Here is a 19579-nt window from a genome sequence, read left to right as displayed (position 1 = left end):
CGCTGTGCGGCCATCGCAGACCGCAATCTTGAATCCGTCTCTCGAAGACCCGACCACGTATGCGAATCGGCGTCGACGAGGCCGGAAAGGGACCCGTCTTGGGTCCGATGGTCGCCGCAGCGGTCCGGGCAGACCCGGAGACGCTGCCCGATGGAATCGCCGACTCGAAACGACTCTCCCCCACTCGCCGTGAGGAACTCGCTGCGGAACTGCGAGACCGAGACGACATCTCGGTCGGCGTCGCGTTTATCGAACCCTCGACCATCGACGACCCCGAGACAGACATGAATCTGCTCACGGTCCGGGCGCAGGTCGAAGCCGCCGCCGAAGTCGCCACCGACGGCGACGAACTCGTCTGTGACGCGGGCGACGTGAGCGAGTCTCGATTCGGGCGACGCGTCCGCGACGGAGTCGCCGATGCCGGAGTATCGGTCGAGGTTCACGCGCAGCACCGTGCCGACGACGAACACGCAATCGTCGGGGCGGCGAGTATCGTCGCAAAAGTCGAACGTGACCGGCGCGTCGACGACATTGCCGAGGAGTACGGCGAAGTCGGCAGTGGCTATCCGAGCGACCAGACGACCCGCGACTTCTTACGCGAGTTCGTCCGCGAACACGGGATTCTCCCGGACTGTGCCCGAAAGTCGTGGTCGACGTGCGCCGACCTCTTGGCCGCGCACGAACAGGCGTCGCTCGGGGACTTCTGAGACGCGAAAAATCAGTTCGTGGAGTCGTCGTCCGCGTGGGAGTGAGCGGCTGTGGTCGTCTACGCCATCTCGTCGAGCGAGACGTACGAGCCTTCTTGTGCGGAAATCCACGTCGTCAGCAGTTCGTCTTCGGAGAGGCCAGCGGGGAAGATGGTGCACTCGTCCGGTGCGTCGTCGTACGGCGCGACGATTGCCATATACTCCAGGTCGGTCGTCTGGGATGTCCGTCGTCCCTCGACCTCCGTCGTCGTCGTCGGTACAGCGTCCGTGTCGTCGTGTCGAAGTGGAGTATCTTCCATGAGTGGAGTGTGTTGCACCGTAATTGCCGACGGGCGACGGCTTCTCAGAAAACGCTTCAATCAATAGTTTAGAAACTAACTATATTATTCTACTGGAAGTTATACTGAGTTGGAAATAACCGGAAGCAGCTACCCATCCAGAACCGGGACAAACCGATTCGAACGGGACCGCGTGCGTCGCTCGCTGGGCGAACGACGGTGGAAACGAGTCGAAACGTAGGTGGTGTGACCGCGGCGTCAGCGGTCCTCAGTCAGGAGGAGTCGGAGGATGTCACCGTAGGCCGGGCGGGTGACGAGGACACCGACGATGACACCGAGGATGGTGAAGATGGCGAAGCCCTGCAGGTCGCCGAGCGAGAGGATGGCGAGCGGGCTCATCGCGATGATGGTCGTCGCGGCGGCAGCGCCGATAATCCAGAAGGCACGGCGGAAGCGCGACTGGAAGACCTTTCGCGACTTGACCGAGCCTTCGGCCATCACCTCGTCGGCGATGATGATGAGGTCGTCCACACCGGTCCCGATGACGGCGATGAACCCGGCGATGACCGAGAGGTCGAGCGGGTAGCCGATTGCCGCGGCGAAGCCGAGGAGGACGTACACCTCGGAGAGCCCCGTCACGATCATCGGCAGCGCGACTTCCGGTTTGCCGTAGCGGAGGAAGACGACGCCAGCGACGGCGAGGACGGCGATGATACCCGTAAAGAGGGAGTCCGTCTTGAAGCTCTCACCCTGACTTGGGGAGATGTACGACGAGGTGCCGCCGTCCTGTCCCGAGAGGTCGAGTTTCGCAGGGAGCGCACCGGCACGGAGGTTGATGGCAATCTCCTGTGCTTCGGACGTGTTGCGCGTCTGCAGTTGGAAGCTCGGTGCGTTGGCCCACTCACCGGAGCGCATGCCGTCGGCGAGGCCAGGGCTCATTCCGAAGGAGTTGACGACTTCACCGTTGACGACGAGGAGTAGACAGCCATCGGTCGTGTTGGGGTCGTCCATGTAGGTACACCGCGTCCCACCCTGCTGGGCGAGGCCGGTGTCGACGACCGCTTCCTGGAAGTCTTGTGCGGGCTGGTCACGAACCGAGACGGGGACGAACGCACCGCCGCCCGTCTGTGGTTCCTGTGCCGTCCCGATAGACGTGAAGTCGGCCTGCGAGAGGACTGCTTCCTGCGTCTCGTACACTCGCGTTCCGTTCTGCGTCGTCGGGTAGTAGATGTCGATTTGGACGGTTCCGCGTTCCCCGACGAGGTCGATGACGTCCTGTCGGTCGCGGTTCGGCACCTCGACGAGGATGAAGTGTTCACCCGTCGCCGTCGTCACTTGCTGGACCGTCCCGCCGGAGAGACCGGCCTCGTTAATCTTCGACTCGAGGACGCGAACCGTCTCGGTCCGGGTCGTCTCGGTGACGCCGTCTCTCACCTCTCCGTGGGCGTACCCAGCGGCGTCGAGCGCGGTGCTCAAGTCGTCGGTCGTGACGTTTTCGATGGTCGCTTCGACCGTGTTGCCCTCGGCACCCTGCCGGGCAATGATGTCCGCGGCGTCTGCGGTGGGCAACTGCGCGGCGACCTGTTGTTCGACCACGCGCTCGGAGTCACCGTTGAACTCGACGTCTTCGGCCGTGACACCGACGAGTGGTGCGCGGATGCGCGTCCCGCCGTCGAGTTGGAGGCCGAACTTGAGGTTGGTCATACTGTCGTCTTCACCGATGGCGGGTTGGGACCCCACAGTCGGTGAGAACAGGGCGAACGTCGAGACGAGGATGGCGATGACGAGCAGGATAACTCGCCAGTTGTCACGGAGCGTGCTCATCGGGCCACCCCCTCGTACTTCCACCAGCGAAGGAGCGACACGTTGAGCAGGTAGGTGTTCATCAGGTCGGCGGTGAGACCGAACACGAGGACGGTCCCAATCGCTGCGAGCAGTTGAATGCCGAACAGCGTCGCCGTGATGGTCATGACGATCATCGCCGCGATGGACGTGAGCGTCATGGTCACACCAGTGCGCATGGCGCGGTAGGTCGACTCGTAGAAGTCACCGGAGCGCCGGAGGACGTGGTTGTTCAGGAGGATGTCCGAGTCGACGGAGTACCCGATGAGCATCAGCAGTGCTGCGACGGTTCCGAGCGACAGTTCGATGCCGAGGATGTTCATCAGCGCCACCGGGATGACGATGTCGGAGAACGCCGAGATGACGACGGCGATGGAGGGGACGAACGTCCGGAACATCGCGAACACGAGGACACTCATGCCGACGAATGCGACGGCGACGCCACCGAGGGCGAGCAGTTGCGTGTCGGCGCCGAAGTTCGCGGACACGGCGTCGATAGAGCGGACTTCGTAGCCCGCGGCCTCGGCTTGTTGTTCGAGTTCCGTCGTCGTCGCGCTACCGGACTGGAACGTCAACACGTACGTCCCGTCTGCGGCGACGGCGCGAATCGACTCAGGAGAGGTATCGAAGGCCGCGCTGACTTCGCTTTGCGGGGCATCCGTTGCGATACGGAGTTCGGTGCCACCGGTGAAATCGACGCCCGGGTCTACCGGTGCACCAGTCGCGACGTACCACCCTCCGATGACCAACAAGGCCACCGCGAGAACCGCGAGGGGGACGGCCGCGAGTTGGCGATTCGTGTACCGGGTGTAGTCTACCTCCGGTACCGTAAACTCGACCATGGGTTTCGGTCCCGAGCGATTCGGAATAAGGCTTCTTATGTGTGGTAGGTTACGGTATCGAGGGGCACGGTTTGACGCGGTGGCGACGAACCCGCGATAAACCCATACGCGTCGACCGACAATCGTGACGTATGACGAGTGAATCGACACCAGCCGAACCAGCGACCGACTCGGTGGCAACGAACGTCGTCGTCTCCTTCCCGGACGAACTGAGCGCGTGGGGCCGCGACCAGTTGATGGCCGACCGGTTCGTGAACTACATCCGGCGAGTCCACGACGAGGTCGCCCTCGACGACGAGTGGGACGAGTTCCTCGACGTCGGCTGTTGCGGTGACTCACTCACGCTGACGCTCCGCGTCGAAACAGTCGAACCGGCGGATGCGACGACTCTCTCGGCCGAGACGGACATCGAGTTCGTGGAGCGAGAAGGGAGCGTCCACGGCGGCTGGTGTGTTCAGAGTGCGGATGGCCCCGCCTCGACGACGGGAAAACAGTCGTAGTCGGGTACGAACCCTGTATTAGGGCATGTATCGAACCGCGACGACGCCCGGTCCGGACCGAATCTCGACGCGGTTGACTTCGAGTCGTGCCGCCCGCGAGAGTAGTCCTTCGCGGTCGTCGAGGATGTCTTCGACAGCCTGTTCCGTCAGGTCTTCGGGCACCGACAGGATGTGAATCTCGCCGATTCCTGCTCGCTCTTGTGTGACGAGTTGTCCCTCGGGATTCTCGCTGGCGATGGTTCGGGAGTTCGTCGTCGGCGACTCAGACGAGCGTTCTATCGAGACGGTCCAGCGTGACTCGACTTCGACGAGTTGCCACGAGACGTTCATCGGCGGGTCGGGAGCGACAGTGCCACGGACGGCCTCTTCTTCGGAGACGCCGGGGTTCGAAGAGAGCGTGTGTACCTGCCCGGATTCGACGTCTCGAAGGACTGCCGACTGTTCGTCGGCGGCCGTCACGAGGAACGTTCCCGTTCGTTCGGACTCGGTCATCACCCGGTGTATGCCGTCGCGCCTTTTCCCCGTTTCGGGCGCGTTCGACGTCGGGTGGCGATGGTTCGCATAGCTCCGTCGCTGCCTTCGTGGAGACCAACGCGAGGGTTCAAATACGGTGACGGGGCCACAACACTTCGTGTCGGTGCGGCCGTTCGAGATTACCGAAGGAGTCGGTGCACGCCGTAAATCGCCGCCGCACACACCACCGGCGGGACGAGACCGTACAGCGGCGGGAGGTCGTAGAGGAGTTGCACGACGGGGACGAGCGCCGAGACGGTGACGGGACCGAGCGTGAACGGTTCGGCCGGCGTCTGCAGGTTCGCCGGCACCGAGATGACGAGGCCGACGTACACCGAGAGCATGAACAAGAATCCCATCAGCGCGAGACTCAGGTCGTATCGGCGGTCCGACCCGGTTCGCCGATGTCGTCGTGCGACGAACAGGATGGGTGCGACGAGCGGTGCGACGATGAACAGCCCCACGAGGACGTAGAACGACCGCGAGAGGGTGAGCGACCCGCCGGGAACGGCCGCGGTCGCGCCGATGAGGACCACGAGTCCGAAGATGACGAACAACGAGACGATACCGGACGCGAGGGCACCGACGAGGACGTAGAGTTTGAACAGCCACGACTCGCTGTGCCGGAACGCGTACGGGAACGCCCCGAAGACGCCGCCGTAGTCGTCTGCCATTAGCCGTCGATTAGGAGTGGCCGCGATTAAACCGACCGGTGTCGTTTTCACGCCGGCGGACGCGCGAGTTACCATGCAGGTAGACCTCGGAAACGTCCTCGATACGGCACCGGCCCACGGTGTCTCACGCGAGACACTCGAACGACTGGACGGGCGGGTTGCAGCCGCCCACGAACGCATCGAACAGGGACGCGAGGCCAACGAACACGGCTACGAAGCGCTGAACCTTCCGAGCAGTACCGACCCCGACGAGATTCGCGATGCGGTGAGTCGGTTCGACGACCCCGACGCGGTCATCACCGTCGGCATCGGCGGCAGTGCCCTCGGCGCGGCCACGCTGACCGACGCCCTCGAAAGCGACGTGGACGCGTACTACCTCGACAACGTCGACCCCGAAGCGGTCGAACGCCTCCTCGACTCGCTGGACCTCTCGCAGACCGTCGTCAACGTCGTCTCTCGCTCCGGAACGACTGCCGAGACGCTGGCGAACTTCCTCGTCGTCCGCGAGGCGATGGACGACGCCGGCGTCGACTGGGCGGAACAGACCTTCGTCACGACCGGCGAGGAAGGCAATCTGCGTGACCTCGCTGACAAACACGACCTGCCGCTCCTCCCCGTTCCGGACGGCGTTCCCGGTCGGTTCTCGGTGCTCTCGACGGTCGGTCTCGCCGCCGCGGCACTCTGTGGCCACGACATCGACGCGATTCTGGAGGGTGCGGCCGCACAGGAAGCGCGTCTCTCTGACTCGCTGTTCGACTCGCCCGCGTACGCCTACGGTGCCGTCTCGTTCGCCCTCGCCGAGCGCGGCATGCTCCAGAACGCGATGATGCCCTACGCCGAGTCGCTCGAAACGTTCTCCGAGTGGTTCGCGCAGTTGTGGGCCGAATCACTCGGCAAAGACGGTCTCGGCCAGACGCCACTGCGCGCCCTCGGCGCCACCGACCAGCACTCCCAACTCCAACTGTACCGCGCTGGCCCGCGCGACAAACTCGTCACACTCGTCCGCGCCACCGAACGCGACGACGTTGACATCCCCGAAACCGACCTCGACGGCCTCGCCTACCTCGGCGGGTCGTCGCTCGGCGAACTCCTCGACGCCGAGTTCGAGGCCACAGAAGCGAGTCTCGTCGCCGCCGGACGCCCGAACGTCCGCATCGAAATCGAACGCGTCGACGAGTACGGGCTCGGCGAACTCCTCTACGCGATGGAAGCAGCGTGTGTCCTCTACGGCGAACTCGCCAGCGTCGACACCTTCGTCCAACCGGCCGTCGAGTGGGGCAAACGCGCTGCGCGCGGCCTCCTTGGTGGCGGCGACTTCGAGGAAGCAGACGCAGTTGCGGAGAAAGAGCGACTCGTCGTCGAGTAGTTAGGCTGCCGGCAGGAGCGGTGCGGCAACCCGCTCTGTCATCGTCGCCTCGTCGTCAGCAGGGAGTGACACATCGACTGCCTCGATGACGACGATGACGTCGTACCCCTGTTCTTCTTTGATCGTGGTCCGAATCTCTTCGGCCAACCCACTGGGTGGGATGCCACCGGGCGAGTCGACCAGAATCGTCACTTCGGGTTCTTCACTGAACAGGATTCCCTGAACGGGTGAGACGTCGATGTGCACCTCGACGAGTCGGACGTTCCGGTACTCGTTTTGGGTGAGAACGCCGGCGATTTCGTCGTTTAGATTCTCCTTGAACTGGGCATCGGCCACCGAGAGGAGCGTGACACCTACGAGGACGATTCCTAAGACGAGGAGTGCGAACGTGATGATTCCGAGCAGTTGAATCGTCCGTTTACGAGCGTATCCCTCTCGGTCTTCGGAGACGGGGCGGTACCCACTCAACCACAGGAGACTGAGCGCGACGAGGTTCACCGCGAGGATGTTCACGAGCAAGAGCGTGCCCGCCTCCAAAATCGCGAGCGGCGCGTTCCACGCGATGCCGATGCCGACGGTGGCAGCGGGCGGAACCAGCGCGACGGCAATCATCGCGCCGACGAGCACAGACGAGACCCCGCGAGTGAGACTGAACACGGCGGCGACGCCGGCGCCCACCGCGAGGACCAACGAGAGGATGTTCGGTGTCAGACGTTCTTGGACCTGCGGGACCTCTATCGGGTTGAATCCGGGGGGAACCAACAGGGTCTCTTTGACGAGAAGTGAGAAGACGAGGCCACTCGCGATGGCGAGTAACACGCCGAACACCTGCAACCCAACCCCTCGGCGGAACAGTTTCGGTTCGTACAGCACGCTCCCGACGGAGGCCGAGATTGCGGGCCCCATCACCGGTGCGATAATCATCGCCCCAATGATGACCGCCGCCGAGTTCGAGAGCAAGCCCGTCGTCGCGACGACCGCACTGACGATGGTCATGATGACGAACGTCGAGAGCGGCGGTGCCATATCTTCAGCCCGCGAGACGAGTTCTGCACGCGAGAGCGTCAGGTCAGTGTACTTGGATTTGGTCTCATTGAATCGCTTCGAGACGACTGTTTCGGCGGAGACGACGATGGTGTAGCCGTCTTCTTCGAGTCCGACGCTTCGCAGTCGGTTCAACACCGGTTCGACTGCGCTGGTCGGAAGCGGAAACGAAACCTGTGCTTCGTACTCGCCTCTGCCAATCTCTTCGCTCACCGCGTAGTCGATTCCTTCGTCGTCCAACTCGTCGAGAACGTCTTCCAGTCTTCCAATCGGGATGAGAACGTGAACGAGGCGCATATAACGACAAATATACAAGATGTAAGAGAATAAATTAGGGGCACGAACATTCGTTTTTAGTCGAAATTCACTCTCACGAGACTGTTTCGCGTGTGGTACTGTCGGGAGTTCGGACGGGTGTTTTCACTTCTTCGAGTCGTTGTTTATGTTGAGTTCGGCGTAGAGACGGGTAGTGATGACTTCTTCGAGGATTCTGAGCAACTGCTCGTCGTCACTCTTGTAGTCGGCGAAGATACCAAGTGGGATTTCACCACCTGCAACGTCGTGATGCCCTCCGGCGCTCCCGACATCTCCGAACGCCTTTCTGAGGACGTTCCCCGCGTGAATGCGAGGGTCTGGTGACCGGGCACTGAGGTGGATGGCGTCGTGGATGATTCCGAAGATGATGGCCGTCTCGACACCCTCTAAGGTCGCGAGGTAGTCCGCGGCCTGTGGAAGTGAGTCCCGTTCGGTCGTCCGGCCGACGTGAGAGATGAGTACAGACTGTTTCACTCGCCGATTGCCAATCGCGGTCGCAATCGCGTCGAGTGTCTCCCCTGTGAACGATGGTGCTGACAGTTGGTGGAGTAACTCGTTGTCGACCGACTTCTGGAGGTACGCTGCCGCTTCGTACTCGTCGCTGGTCACACCCCGGAGGAAGTTGAGTGTCTCACGACGAATCGCAAACAAGAGTGCCGTCGCAAGCGCTTCGTCGAGTTCGATATCGAGGTCTTGGATGTACTCGGTGAGGATGGTCGCAGCAGCGCCGACGTGGTCGCGGTGGTCGACGAACCGGGCATCGACGCCGTTCGAAGGGTGGTGGTCGATGACGATGTCTATCGGCGTCCCCTTCGGAACCTTGTTGTTCGCCCCGGGAACCGAGTGGTCGACGAATGCGAGCAACGACCCCGGCGGCCGGTCCGTAACCGTGGCCGGGTCGAACTGCTCGAGTTCGATACCGAGGAGATTCACGAACGCACGGTTCTGCTGGTGCGAGATGTCACCATCGTAGAGGATGTGCGACTCCTCGACGCCGGCGGCCTCTGCGATACGGCCCAACGCGAGGGCACTCGCGAGACAGTCTGGGTCGGGGTTGTTGTGGCAGACGATGTTGAGTTCGCTCCCCCCAGAAAGCAACTCGTGGAGTTGCTGAGGTGTACTCATCGCATAGTATAGGGCCTCTAACAGGTTAGCAGTGTGTGGTACGATAACAATGAGCAGAATGTCTCTCGGACGTGAACAGACAGGGTCGGAGAGGACGACACCGACCCGAATCCGTTATGCGGCCTGATTCCGAAGTGGAGGGCAATGGCACACGACTCCGTCCGCTCGTCGGCGAGTCCCGCCGACCATCTCCAGGCGTACGGGGGCATCATCATCGTCGTCGCCCTCGCGCTCATCGTCGGTGCAACGTTCGGCGCCGTTGCGAGTGGAATCGGGAGAGGATTCCTCGCTCCATCGGACCCACTCGTCGACGCCATCGCCAGCGCTGGCCAGTTCATCGGGTTCGGCGTCGTCGGGCTTGCGTACCTCGCGGCACGAGACGACTGGGACATCATCCGTCTCGAGGCCCCCACGAAACGCGATATGCTGTGGATTGGCGGTGGTCTCGTCGCCCTTCTCGTCGTCTATCTCGGCGCGACGGCACTGATGAATCTCCTCGACATCCAGAGCGGTGAGAGCGTCTTGGCACAACAGGGCCGCGAGAATCCGGTGTACTTCCTGTATCTCACCGTCGTCACCATCTTCCTCGTCGGACCGACCGAAGAACTCATCTTCCGCGGTATCGCCTACGGTGAACTCCGCCGTCTCTGGGGGCCTGCGCCGGCCGTCGTCCTGTCGAGTGCGGTGTTCGCCTCGATTCACCTCTGGTCGTTTTCGGGTGAGGGGATGTTCATCTCGCTCGGGATGGTGTTCGTCCTCGGGAGCGTCCTCGCGATTATCTACGAACAGAGCGGGAACCTCGCCGTCGCTGCCGTCGCTCACGGCTTGTTCAACGCGGTCCAGTTCCTCGCGAGTTACGCGCAGTCGACCGGATTGCTCTAAAAATCGAGCGTCTTGGATTACGCCGGGTTCTTTCGCGAGAGACCCATCCCGCAGATGGGACACCGCTCTTTGTTCTCGTCGAACTCACGGCCACAGCCTTGACACTGGAACTTCCAGTTCCGCTGCTCTGCGATGCCGTCCTGTGCGATGACTTCGACGGTGACGTTGAGTCGTTCGGCGACGTTCTGCATCGCGTAGTCGTCGGTGACGAGAACCGCATCGAGTTCGAACGCGGCGGCGATGAGGCGGGCGTCAGTCTCCGAGAGGACGTCCGCGTCGCCCGTCTCTTTGGCGGCCCGAAGCACTTTGTCCACGGTGCCCTGTCCGGGGATGTGGACGTACATGCCGGCACCTTCCTGCGCGTCGAATCGGAACGCGTGCTCGCCAGTGAGTTCTTCTTTGACGAGCGGAATCGACGCCGTCTCGTCGTCAGTGTGGTACTCGTGGATGAACGCAGAAGAGTCGAGAATCCGCATTAGAACTCTATCGTTGGACGACGATGTAGTCTTTGACGGCCTGGACGCGGTTGACCGGAATTCGGAAGCGACCACGTTCGTCACGGTCGAACGAGATACGCCCGGGTGCGAGTTCCTCGTTGGGTTGGACGAGCAAGTCGTGGAGTTCACCCGACTTCAGGCTCATCGTGATGTTGTACAGCATTCCGAGTTCCGTCCCATCCGACCCCATGACGGCCTTTCCGGAGAGGTTCTCGGCGAGTATGTCGGCCATGCTCAACCGTTCCTCGTGGGTTCACATAAACGCCACGGGCACGTCTGACGGGTGGCCGACGGCCCTCATCGTCGCCACAGTTGGACGGTACGTAACCAACGAAGTCAGTCTTCAGCGGGTCCTGAAAGTCCAGCGCTACATAGAATGGTCACCTTGTCCCCACTGGGCACCACCAGTGTCGAAGTGCTGTGGTCGCACCCACAAGGTGTCCTTGGAGCTTCGTTAGACAGGACCTAGAAGGCCAGTTATACGCCCAGATAATCAGATTATAAATTCAATCTGTGTGTATAGTAAATGCCAGTTTGTTTTCATCAGAACACTAGACTTGCTGAACTGGCAAACAGACGGGGAACGTTGACATTACCTGTCTATAGGAAATGTATACTGAAAATCATGAATCACGTCTATTCAATCTGGACGTAGTGTTGGTAGATTCTGCTGATACGCGACGACGAGTTGGTGGCAACATGACTACGCCCGGATGAACTCATGGACAACAAAACTACACAGAAACAGAAAGACTCGGCCGGGAAGACCGGCCTTTCCCGACGGACTGTACTGAAGGGTGCAGCCGCGGTGGGTCTATTCAGTACCCTACCGTGGAGTGTCAGACGTGCTCGTGCTCAGGCGACCCAAACACCGCTGGACTTCACCGGTCACAAGTGGCAGGACCCACTCCCGCGGCCCGGCGTGATGACGCCCGACAGCAGGAAGGGTGGTGTCGACCACTACGAGATATCGATGACCGAGTTCCAGCAGCAGGTGCTCCCCAGCACGATGGGAGACAAGCCGACCACGCTCTGGGGCTACGGTGGGACCTACCCGGCTGCGACGATCGAAGCGCGTCCCGACCGGCCTGTCTCGGTCAAGTGGATGAACGAACTCGGAACTGACTGGCAAGGAAACTCCCGCGGCGGGGAGCACCTGCTGAGCGTCGACAAGCGAGTGCACGGGGCCGACCACGGTGCGCCAGAGATTCGAACCGTCGTTCACCTGCACGGTGGCGTCGCGGCCGAACAGGACGACGGCTACTCCGAAGCGTGGGTGACTCCCGAGGGAAAGACCACCGACGACTTCGCCGCGATTCCCGACAGCCCCGTCGCCTACAAACAGACCAAAGAGTACCCGAACAGACAAGAACCGGGGACGCTGTGGTACCACGACCACGCCCTCGGCATCACCCGCCTGAACGTCTATGCCGGACTGGCCGGATTCTACCTTCTCCGCGACCCGGTCGAAAACAGCCTCCCGAGCGACGAGTACGAGATACCAATCCTCCTGCAGGACCGCTCCTTCACGAGCGGGGGAGAACTGCAGTACCCAGACGGAACCGACGACTCGTTCGAAGCAGAGTTCTGGGGCGACGTGCCCGTCGTCAACGGCAAGGCCTACCCGTGCCTCGAGGTCGAGCCCCGGAAGTACCGCTTCCGGTTCCTCAACGGGTCGAACGGCCGGACGTTCAACCTGAAGTTCTACAACGAAGACAGCGAGTCCTACGACGACGCCCCAGTGATGGAACAGATCGGCGTGGACCTTGGCTTCCTCGACGACGTGGTCACCGTTGGCCCCGGCGGGATGGTTCCGTCGCTACTCCTCTCGGGGGCAGAGCGGGCCGACGTCGTCGTCGACTTCAGCGACTTCGAAGGCGAGGAGTTCATCCTCGACAACGGCACGGGAATCCCGTACGCCGGCGAAGACTTCGTCCCACGCGGCGACGACAGTATCGACGTCGACATGCGTGAGATGCTGAAAATCAAGGTCACGAAGCCGCTCTCGGAGCCCGACAACAGCATCCCCTCCGACCAGTTCCTGAAAGTCATCGGAAAGAAAATCGACCGCTACGACTTCACGCCGGAGGTCACCGACACCGACATAACCCGGACGTTCTCGCTCGACAGCGCGACGCTAGAGGTCGAAGAGGGAGTCGAATACGACTCACACTTCCTCGACCTGTCGCTGTGGAGTGACGAAGACGCCGTGGTCGACCCAGAACTCAACACGTCCGAGACGTGGGAGTTCGTCAACACGACCGGTGACTCCCACCCGATTCACCTCCACCTCGTGGATATGGAGGTGCTGGAGCGAGAGTCGTTCACGTGGAACGATGGAACCGGAGATACCTACGCTCAACACGCACAGGACTACATCAACGCGTACGCCGAGTATCTCGAAAACGGTGGCATGAAGCCCGAAAAGCCCGACGTGAAAAGCTACATCACGCCGGATGCTGTGACTCCACCCACGCCGAACAATACGGTGAAAAAAGACACCGTTCTCGTCAACCCGAACGAGATGTTACGCGTCAAGGTCGACTTCACCGGATTCGCGGGCAGGTTCGCCTGGCACTGTCACATCCTCGAACACGAGGACCAAGAGATGATGCTGCCGTTCGAAGTCGTCGAGTAGGTCGCCCGCTCACTCCCTCGACGAGTTCTGCATCGCCACACACCCAAAGACTCCATTTTTGCTGGAGGTGTCGTCTCTGCGGTCGACACGAAGCGACGGTCACGTAATCCAGTGCATGCACACGTGACGATGGACTTAACTGGAGTCACCGACTCGAATCGGGTAAGTAACCTTCTCCGGGGCGATTCTCCATGTCCGACACTGATTCGACATCACAATCCGATACGCTTCGCACACCCATCGTGGCCGTTCTCGGCCACGTCGACCACGGGAAGACTAGTCTTCTCGACAAGGTTCGCGGGTCCGCTGTCAGCGACGGTGAGGCAGGTGCCATCACCCAGCACATCGGCGCAACCGCGGTCCCCTTAGAGACCGTCTCGCAGATGGCCGGTGCCCTCGTCAACCCAGACGACTTCGACCTGCCGGGACTGCTCTTCATCGACACGCCGGGCCACCACTCGTTCAGTACCCTCCGCTCTCGCGGTGGTGCGCTCGCCGACATCGCAATCCTCGTGGTCGACGTAAACGACGGCTTCCAGCCACAGACCGAGGAAGCCATCGACATCCTCAAACGAACGGGAACGCCGTTCATCGTGGCCGCCAACAAGGTGGACACGACACCGGGATGGAACCCACAACAGGGTGAACCAATCCAGAAGTCGCTGGAGAAGCAGTCCAAGCGCGCGAAGTCCAAACTCGACGAGAGCCTCTACCAACTCATCGGTGAACTCTCCGACAAGGGCTTCTCGTCGGACTTCTACTGGCGCGTCCAGAACTTCCAGAAGAACATCGGTGTCGTCCCCGTCTCCGCACTGACTGGCGAGGGGATTCCGGACCTGCTCGGCGTCCTCATGGGCCTCTCGCAGCGGTACATGAAAGACGAGATGGCCATCGACGTGGCCGGCCCCGGCTACGGGACCGTCCTCGAAGTCAAAGAGGAACGTGGCTTCGGTGCCACCCTCGACGTGGTCCTCTACGACGGGACGATTCACGCGGGCGACACCATCGTCGTCGGCGGTGCGAACGAACCCATCGTGACCGAGGTCCGCGCACTCCTCCAACCCCGCCCGAACGCCGAGATTCGCACCGAAAAGCGGTTCGACAAGGTCGACGAAGTCCGCGCCGCGGCCGGTGTCAAAATCGCCGCGCCGGACCTCGAAGGCGCGATGGCCGGCGCACCAGTTCGTGTCGTCGGTGACCGCGACGTAGACGAGGTCATCCGCGAAGTCGAAGCCGAACTCGCGGATATCGAAGTCACCACCGAAGAAGAGGGCGTCGTCGTCAAAGCCGACACCCTCGGCAGTCTCGAAGCCATGGCGAACGCACTGCAAGAGGCCGAAGTCCCTATCCTCCGCGCCGAAGTCGGCGATATCGCCCCGCGTGACGTCGCCGTCGCCTCGACGGCCCGCGAACCCGAACACAAGGTCATCCTCGGCTTCAACGTGGACGTGCTCTCGAACGCCGAAGACGAACTCGACAAGAACGACGTCAAACTGTTCGAAGACGACGTCATCTACCAACTCATCGACGAGTACGAGGAGTTCGTCGACGAGATGAAGCGCGCCCAGCAGGAGACGATTCTCGACAAAATCGTCCGCCCGTGTCGCTTCCAGATTCTTCAGGACCACACGTTCCGGCAGTCCAACCCTGCTGTCGTCGGCGTCGAAATCATGTCCGGGACCATCAAGAACAACATGAACGTCGTGAAGTGGGAAGGCAACGAGCCGAAGCGCGTCGGCCAACTCTCGGGGATTCAGGAGAACGGTGAAGACGTGTCGAGCGCCCGGGCCGGGTCACGCGTCAGCATCGCCATCGACGGGCCCACCGTCGGCCGCCAAATCGACGAAGGCGACGAACTCTGGATAGAACTTCCCGAGAAGCACGCGAAGATTCTCGAACAGGAACTCCGTGACGACATTCCTGTCGACGAACTCGAAGCGCTCTCCGGCTATCTCGACAAGCACCGCCGTCGGGACCCCTTCTGGGGCAAGTAAGCTCCCGTCTTCTGGTTTATCGTTGGGTAATTGACGTGATTACCGCAACGAATTAGTATTCTAACCGAGTTATTCACGAATTGGTGGTATAATGCGCACACGAACATTCAGCGACAGCATCGTCTCGGACGCCTCTCGATACGACTTCATTCTGGCGACGCTCCCACTTCCGTTGTTCCTCGGCCTCGCCGTCGGGACGCTCACAGAGCTCCCGGTTTCATCCGTCGTCGCAATCGGTGGCCTCGTCTCTGTCTCGGTCCTCGCGTACGGGCTCTTCGTCGTATCGCCGACGAGCCCCGCCAACACAGAATCCACGGCCACCGAGGTTTCTGTCGCCGCGGTCGACGCCCCGTTCAACGCAGGTGACGCCTCGTTCGGCGCTCTCGACACCCCACGTGACGACAGCGACCAGCGTCGCCGTCGCCGTGGCATCTAATTTCGGTGCCGACCGGTCAGTTCGTATTCGGCCGGTTCCACTCCCAGAACCAGTAGGCGACTCCGAACAACATCAACCCCGCACCGATGGCTGACGTCGCAGGTTCGGGGAAGATGAACAACAGGAAGCCGACGATGATAATCGTCGTTGGGCCAACCTCGTCTGCATAGTCGGTGAGAGAGACCATACCCTCAGTACGCACTGGTCGGTGAAGTGCATTGTTGCGATTTTGACACGGCGAGGGTCGAACGCAGGGACGACGTGGGCGTTCGCTCGGGGTGCAGCCGTGAAAAATGGAATATGACGACGCGTTCGACGCGTGTGTTAGCGGGCGGCGGGTGTGATGTCGTCACCGACGGCGCTCATCACCTGAAACGCCGCGCTGGCGGCGAGGCCACGAGCGACTTCGTCACGGTCCTCGTCGGTGAGGCCCGCGTCGAGTTCGTCGGCGTCTGGCGAAAAGCCAGCGCTGACGGGGTGGCCGACAGGCGGGTGAACCGCGACAGTCGCCAGCGGACCGTTCGGTCCGGTCGAGAGTTCCGACCCGACGGCGAAGCCCTCGGGAAGGTACGATTCTGTTTGAGAAACGATGCCGGCGACGACTCGCCGGAGCGAGTCCATCTGTTCGACCGTCAGTTCGTGGCCCTGCGATGGTTGACCGGCACCAGTTACGCCGGGAGCGCCCGCATATGGGTTGTTCCCGTTCATCAGTCGCCTGAGATACGGGGAGGACGTGTAAAAAGGCGTCGTCAGTCGTGATTGTCACCGGTGTGTCGAAATTCGAGGGGGACTGAAGCTACGTACCAGTTACGGGGACGTACAGGACGACTGACGTTCCCTTCGACGACAGACGCTGGATGTCGACCGACCCACCGGACGCTTCGACGATGGAACGAACCAACCAGAGTCCGACGCCAGTCGTATGTCTGAGCGGGGTTTCTGCGCCCGAGACCAGTGCTTTGCGGTCGATTTCCGGAATCCCCGGGCCGTCGTCTGTGACGGCCACGCTGGCCACATCCCCGACTTGGCGCACCGTCACTCCGACGGTTGGCGACTCGCAGTCTGCGTGGACGACTGCATTGTCGAGCAGTTCTGTGATGCTTCGTGGTAACGCGGGGTGGACCGTTACAGAGAGTTCTGGTGGCGCCGAAACCGAGATGGACACCGACGGATACTCCAGTCGAATGTCGTCGACGGCGTCGGAAACAGCACAGGAGAGGTTGACTTCGACGGTACTCCCTTCGGCCTGCTCGACAGACCGAAGCAAGGACACTTCCTCACTCACTTCGACCAGTCGATTCGCTCGCTTTCGAATCGCCACGACTGGGTCGGTGCCACAGTGCGTGCCCGAACGTGGTTCGACGAGTTCGGCATATCCCAATATCGCCGTACAGGCGTTCCTGATGTCGTGTCTGAGGATGCGATGGAGGACGCTCGCGTGCGCGTTGGTCGATTCGAGTCGTGACGACGCACGGGTGAGTTCGACGTGACTCTGCTCGACGAGGGTGTAGACGAGTCCCGCAGACACGAAGACGAACACCCATCCCGTCGCCGTCTGGTAGAGAAGATGGTTCGGGAGTCGTTCGACCACGAGGTCACTTGCGGTGAACCACAGGACCCCGAAGACGGCATAGATAATCGCGATGCGCCGTGCAGACAGGTCGAACAGTGGTACCCCCATAGTGGGACATTACCACACCGGGTGATGAGTGCGTCGGTCAACAAAGTTCGCAGACGGTACGCAGTTGGTGTGGAACAGATACGTAGTCAGTACGCCGTTGGTATCTACTCAGAAGATAGATTCGCTCTGGCCGTACGCGGCAACGGTGATGACGGTGGTGTACCCCTCGCCTTCGTGTTCCGCTGCGGTGAGTGCGACCTGTTCGTCGTCGAACTCCCAGTCGCGGAGGTCTCGACCGGCGTCGAGTCCTGCGAGGATTGCCCGACGAACGTCGTCATCGTCGGTTCCGGACGCCTCGTAGAACAGCCCCGCACCGGGACCGGTGCTCCATCCGAGACCGGCGACGATGTGTTCACCCGGCGTCGACGTCGTCTCACGGGCTTGCACGACTGTCAACCGGTTACCAGCGGGTCCGAGGTCAGGAGCCACGTCGACTGTTTCGACCGTCGCGTCCGCAGGGACGACCGACGAGACGGCGACGAGATTGTAGTTGTGAATATTAGCGGCAGCGAGGGCGGCGTCGTACGACGCCATCTCCGTCGGGGCGGTGCCGACCCCGCGGACGACGCGAATCGTGCTCATGACTGAACGAGAGCGTGGGCTACAAAGGGGGTTACGAAAGGCCGCGGATGGAACGGGCGTGAGCCCGTTCGCCGCACAGACTGCCGGTCAGTAACGGGCAGTCGGTCAGTACTGGTAGTCGGTGAATCCGGAGATGGGGCCGGTTCCGGACTCCTCGACGTTCGAGAGCTTCTCGTGGGCCGCTTCGAAGTCAGCGCCGGTGACCTCGGTCCGTTCGTCACGGATGGCGAACATCCCCGCTTCCGTCGTGAGCGAGGCGATGTCGGCACCGGAGTAGTCGTCGAGTTCCTCCGCGAGTGAGTCGAGGTCCACGTCGTCGGCGACGTTCATGTCGCGGGTGTGGATGTCGAGGATACGGCGACGACCCTCGACTGCCGGTTTGGGCACCTCGATGAGGCGGTCGAATCGGCCGGGACGGAGGATGGCCTCGTCGAGCATGTCGAAGCGGTTGGTCGCCGCGATGATGCGAATCTCGCCGCGGTCGTCGAAGCCGTCCATCTCCGAGAGCAGTTGCATCATCGTCCGCTGGACCTCGGCGTCGCCGGAGGTCTTCGAGTCAGTGCGCTTGGACGCGACGGCGTCGATTTCGTCGATGAAGATGACGACGGGTTCGCGTTCGGCCGCGAGTTTGAACAGGTCGCGGACGAGGCGTGCACCCTCGCCGATGAACTTCTGGACGAGTTCAGACCCGGCCATCTTGATGAACGAGGCGTTCGTCTCGTTGGCGACGGCCTTCGCCAGCATCGTCTTCCCGGTGCCCGGCGGGCCGTAGAGGAGCACGCCAGACGGTGGGTCGATGCCGACCTTCTCGAACATCTCGGGGTTTTCGAGTGGTTGTTCGACCGCCTCGCGGACCTCACGGACCTGTTCGTCGATGCCGCCGATGTCGTCGTAGGTGACGGTTGGCGACTCCACGACTTCCATCGCCTGCGCCCGCGCGTCGGTCTCGTCGTCGAGAAGCGTCTGGACGGCAAAGGAGTCGTTGATGGCGACACGGTCACCAGGTTGAATCTCGGAGTGGTCGACGTTGGGTGCGAAGTCAGTCAACACCTCCTGATTGTTGCCGTGTTGTTTGATGATGACGCCGTCGTCGGTCAGTTCTTCGACGGTGGCGATGTAGTACGAGGCCGTCTTCAGCGCCTCGTTGCGTGCTTTCATCTGTTCGACTTCCTCGACCAACTCAGCGTGCCGGTCGTCCGCAGACTGGAGACGCTGGTCGAGTTGCCTGTTGACCTCGATCATACGCTCGACGTGCTGACGGAGCGCAGAGAGACGCTCTGCATCCGACATGTCGGGGTCCAGATCGAGATGAGGGCGTTCTGGGAGAGATGGACTCCGTGACATCAGTAATTAGACGCATTTAGGTACGTGCGTAAATGTGCCTTTGGGTCAGAGAACACGAGTGCCTCACTCGAAGACTCTTTAAACGATACAGAAACGCCCCACCACACGATATGTCTGCGTGAGAGTACACGCACCCCACGTGAGAGTACACACAGGTCACTCGGGCCGGCGTCTCCACTCACAAAAAATTGGGTCGGAAGGAAGTTGCGGAGGTAGGTAATCACGGGTTCGCCCCTCGTTCGTCCCGTTTATTTCGCCTCCGCAGAGGAATAGTAGGTCGGCCAAACACTTGAAACAAATTCGTCGTCGCCGAGAACGT

Annotated in this window: 21 protein-coding genes; 7 read left to right on the top strand and 14 right to left on the bottom strand. The window is 61.6% G+C overall.

Features of this window, described 5'->3' with window-relative positions:
• Positions 1 to 59 precede the first annotated feature (59 nt).
• Positions 60 to 707: a ribonuclease HII gene (gene rnhB, locus GJR98_RS05030; protein ID WP_151136069.1), complete on the top strand. Its 648-nt coding sequence runs from the start codon at positions 60 to 62 to the stop codon at positions 705 to 707.
• A gap of 59 nt (positions 708 to 766) precedes the next feature.
• On the opposite strand, the gene GJR98_RS05025 is transcribed toward rnhB, so the two are convergent.
• From GJR98_RS05025 to secF, 3 genes are all read right to left on the bottom strand, one after another.
• Positions 767 to 1006: a DUF7511 domain-containing protein gene (locus GJR98_RS05025; protein ID WP_151139386.1), complete on the bottom strand. Its 240-nt coding sequence runs from the start codon at positions 1004 to 1006 to the stop codon at positions 767 to 769.
• A 237-nt stretch (positions 1007 to 1243) separates the two neighbouring features.
• Positions 1244 to 2809 carry a preprotein translocase subunit SecD gene (gene secD / locus GJR98_RS05020; RefSeq protein WP_151136067.1) on the bottom strand — a complete coding sequence of 522 codons (1566 nt, stop codon included), beginning with the start codon at positions 2807 to 2809 and terminating at the stop codon, positions 1244 to 1246.
• Positions 2806 to 3669, bottom strand: a complete 864-nt coding sequence (gene secF, locus GJR98_RS05015) for a protein translocase subunit SecF (RefSeq protein ID WP_151136065.1) — start codon at positions 3667 to 3669, stop codon at positions 2806 to 2808. The genes secD and secF overlap by 4 nt, the downstream gene beginning before the upstream one ends.
• Positions 3670 to 3800: 131 nt before the next feature.
• Here secF and GJR98_RS05010 point away from each other — a divergent pair, with 131 nt between their 5' ends.
• Positions 3801 to 4169 carry a hypothetical protein gene (locus GJR98_RS05010; RefSeq protein ID WP_151136063.1) on the top strand — a complete coding sequence of 123 codons (369 nt, stop codon included), beginning with the start codon at positions 3801 to 3803 and terminating at the stop codon, positions 4167 to 4169.
• Positions 4170 to 4187: 18 nt separating this feature from the next.
• Here GJR98_RS05010 and GJR98_RS05005 read toward each other — a convergent pair whose 3' ends face one another.
• Both GJR98_RS05005 and GJR98_RS05000 read right to left on the bottom strand, forming a co-directional pair.
• Positions 4188 to 4661 carry a DUF5812 family protein gene (locus GJR98_RS05005; RefSeq protein ID WP_151136061.1) on the bottom strand — a complete coding sequence of 158 codons (474 nt, stop codon included), beginning with the start codon at positions 4659 to 4661 and terminating at the stop codon, positions 4188 to 4190.
• A 161-nt stretch (positions 4662 to 4822) separates the two neighbouring features.
• Positions 4823 to 5356: a hypothetical protein gene (locus tag GJR98_RS05000; protein ID WP_151136059.1), complete on the bottom strand. Its 534-nt coding sequence runs from the start codon at positions 5354 to 5356 to the stop codon at positions 4823 to 4825.
• A 73-nt stretch (positions 5357 to 5429) separates the two neighbouring features.
• Between GJR98_RS05000 and GJR98_RS04995 the strand changes: the two genes are divergently transcribed.
• Complete coding sequence (locus GJR98_RS04995; RefSeq protein ID WP_151136057.1) at positions 5430 to 6722, top strand: glucose-6-phosphate isomerase; 1293 nt, start codon at positions 5430 to 5432, stop codon at positions 6720 to 6722.
• On the opposite strand, the gene GJR98_RS04990 is transcribed toward GJR98_RS04995, so the two are convergent.
• Positions 6723 to 8063, bottom strand: a complete 1341-nt coding sequence (locus tag GJR98_RS04990; protein ID WP_151136055.1) for a TIGR00341 family protein — start codon at positions 8061 to 8063, stop codon at positions 6723 to 6725.
• A 123-nt stretch (positions 8064 to 8186) separates the two neighbouring features.
• Entirely contained in the window at positions 8187 to 9206 is a 1020-nt protein-coding gene (locus GJR98_RS04985; protein ID WP_151136053.1) for a DHH family phosphoesterase, read from the bottom strand.
• A gap of 144 nt (positions 9207 to 9350) precedes the next feature.
• Here GJR98_RS04985 and GJR98_RS04980 point away from each other — a divergent pair, with 144 nt between their 5' ends.
• The gene (locus GJR98_RS04980; protein WP_151136051.1) at positions 9351 to 10088 is read left to right on the top strand and encodes a CPBP family intramembrane glutamic endopeptidase; all 738 of its coding nucleotides are present in this window, start codon (positions 9351 to 9353) and stop codon (positions 10086 to 10088) included.
• A 17-nt stretch (positions 10089 to 10105) separates the two neighbouring features.
• Here GJR98_RS04980 and GJR98_RS04975 read toward each other — a convergent pair whose 3' ends face one another.
• Complete coding sequence (locus tag GJR98_RS04975; RefSeq protein ID WP_151136049.1) at positions 10106 to 10564, bottom strand: NOB1 family endonuclease; 459 nt, start codon at positions 10562 to 10564, stop codon at positions 10106 to 10108.
• Between the two features lie 7 nt (positions 10565 to 10571).
• A complete protein-coding gene (locus tag GJR98_RS04970; protein WP_151136047.1) occupies positions 10572 to 10817 on the bottom strand; it encodes a PRC-barrel domain-containing protein in 246 nt (81 codons plus the stop codon).
• Positions 10818 to 11306: 489 nt separating this feature from the next.
• Between GJR98_RS04970 and GJR98_RS04965 the strand changes: the two genes are divergently transcribed.
• From GJR98_RS04965 to GJR98_RS04955, 3 genes are all read left to right on the top strand, one after another.
• The gene (locus GJR98_RS04965; RefSeq protein WP_151136045.1) at positions 11307 to 13223 is read left to right on the top strand and encodes a multicopper oxidase family protein; all 1917 of its coding nucleotides are present in this window, start codon (positions 11307 to 11309) and stop codon (positions 13221 to 13223) included.
• A 191-nt stretch (positions 13224 to 13414) separates the two neighbouring features.
• A complete protein-coding gene (gene infB, locus GJR98_RS04960) occupies positions 13415 to 15217 on the top strand; it encodes a translation initiation factor IF-2 (RefSeq protein WP_151136043.1) in 1803 nt (600 codons plus the stop codon).
• A gap of 91 nt (positions 15218 to 15308) precedes the next feature.
• The gene (locus tag GJR98_RS04955) at positions 15309 to 15653 is read left to right on the top strand and encodes a hypothetical protein (RefSeq protein WP_191965421.1); all 345 of its coding nucleotides are present in this window, start codon (positions 15309 to 15311) and stop codon (positions 15651 to 15653) included.
• Positions 15654 to 15669: 16 nt separating this feature from the next.
• On the opposite strand, the gene GJR98_RS17440 is transcribed toward GJR98_RS04955, so the two are convergent.
• From GJR98_RS17440 to pan2, 5 genes are all read right to left on the bottom strand, one after another.
• On the bottom strand, positions 15670 to 15840 hold the full coding sequence (locus tag GJR98_RS17440; protein WP_191965420.1) for a hypothetical protein: 171 nt from the start codon (positions 15838 to 15840) through the stop codon (positions 15670 to 15672).
• A gap of 137 nt (positions 15841 to 15977) precedes the next feature.
• Positions 15978 to 16361 (bottom strand): DUF5811 family protein, encoded by a 384-nt coding sequence (locus GJR98_RS04950; protein ID WP_151136041.1) that lies wholly within the window; start codon positions 16359 to 16361, stop codon positions 15978 to 15980.
• Between the two features lie 88 nt (positions 16362 to 16449).
• Positions 16450 to 17298, bottom strand: coding sequence for a sensor histidine kinase (locus GJR98_RS04945; RefSeq protein ID WP_151139385.1), 849 nt, complete (start codon positions 17296 to 17298; stop codon positions 16450 to 16452).
• A gap of 144 nt (positions 17299 to 17442) precedes the next feature.
• Positions 17443 to 17916, bottom strand: coding sequence for a pyruvoyl-dependent arginine decarboxylase (locus GJR98_RS04940; protein ID WP_151136039.1), 474 nt, complete (start codon positions 17914 to 17916; stop codon positions 17443 to 17445).
• A 105-nt stretch (positions 17917 to 18021) separates the two neighbouring features.
• Complete coding sequence (pan2, locus tag GJR98_RS04935; RefSeq protein ID WP_151136037.1) at positions 18022 to 19260, bottom strand: proteasome-activating nucleotidase Pan2; 1239 nt, start codon at positions 19258 to 19260, stop codon at positions 18022 to 18024.
• Between the last annotated feature and the right edge of the window lie 319 nt (positions 19261 to 19579).

Source organism: Haloferax marinisediminis, from assembly GCF_009674585.1.
Classification (GTDB): domain Archaea; phylum Halobacteriota; class Halobacteria; order Halobacteriales; family Haloferacaceae; genus Haloferax; species Haloferax marinisediminis.
This window is presented reverse-complemented; position numbering and strand designations above follow the sequence as displayed.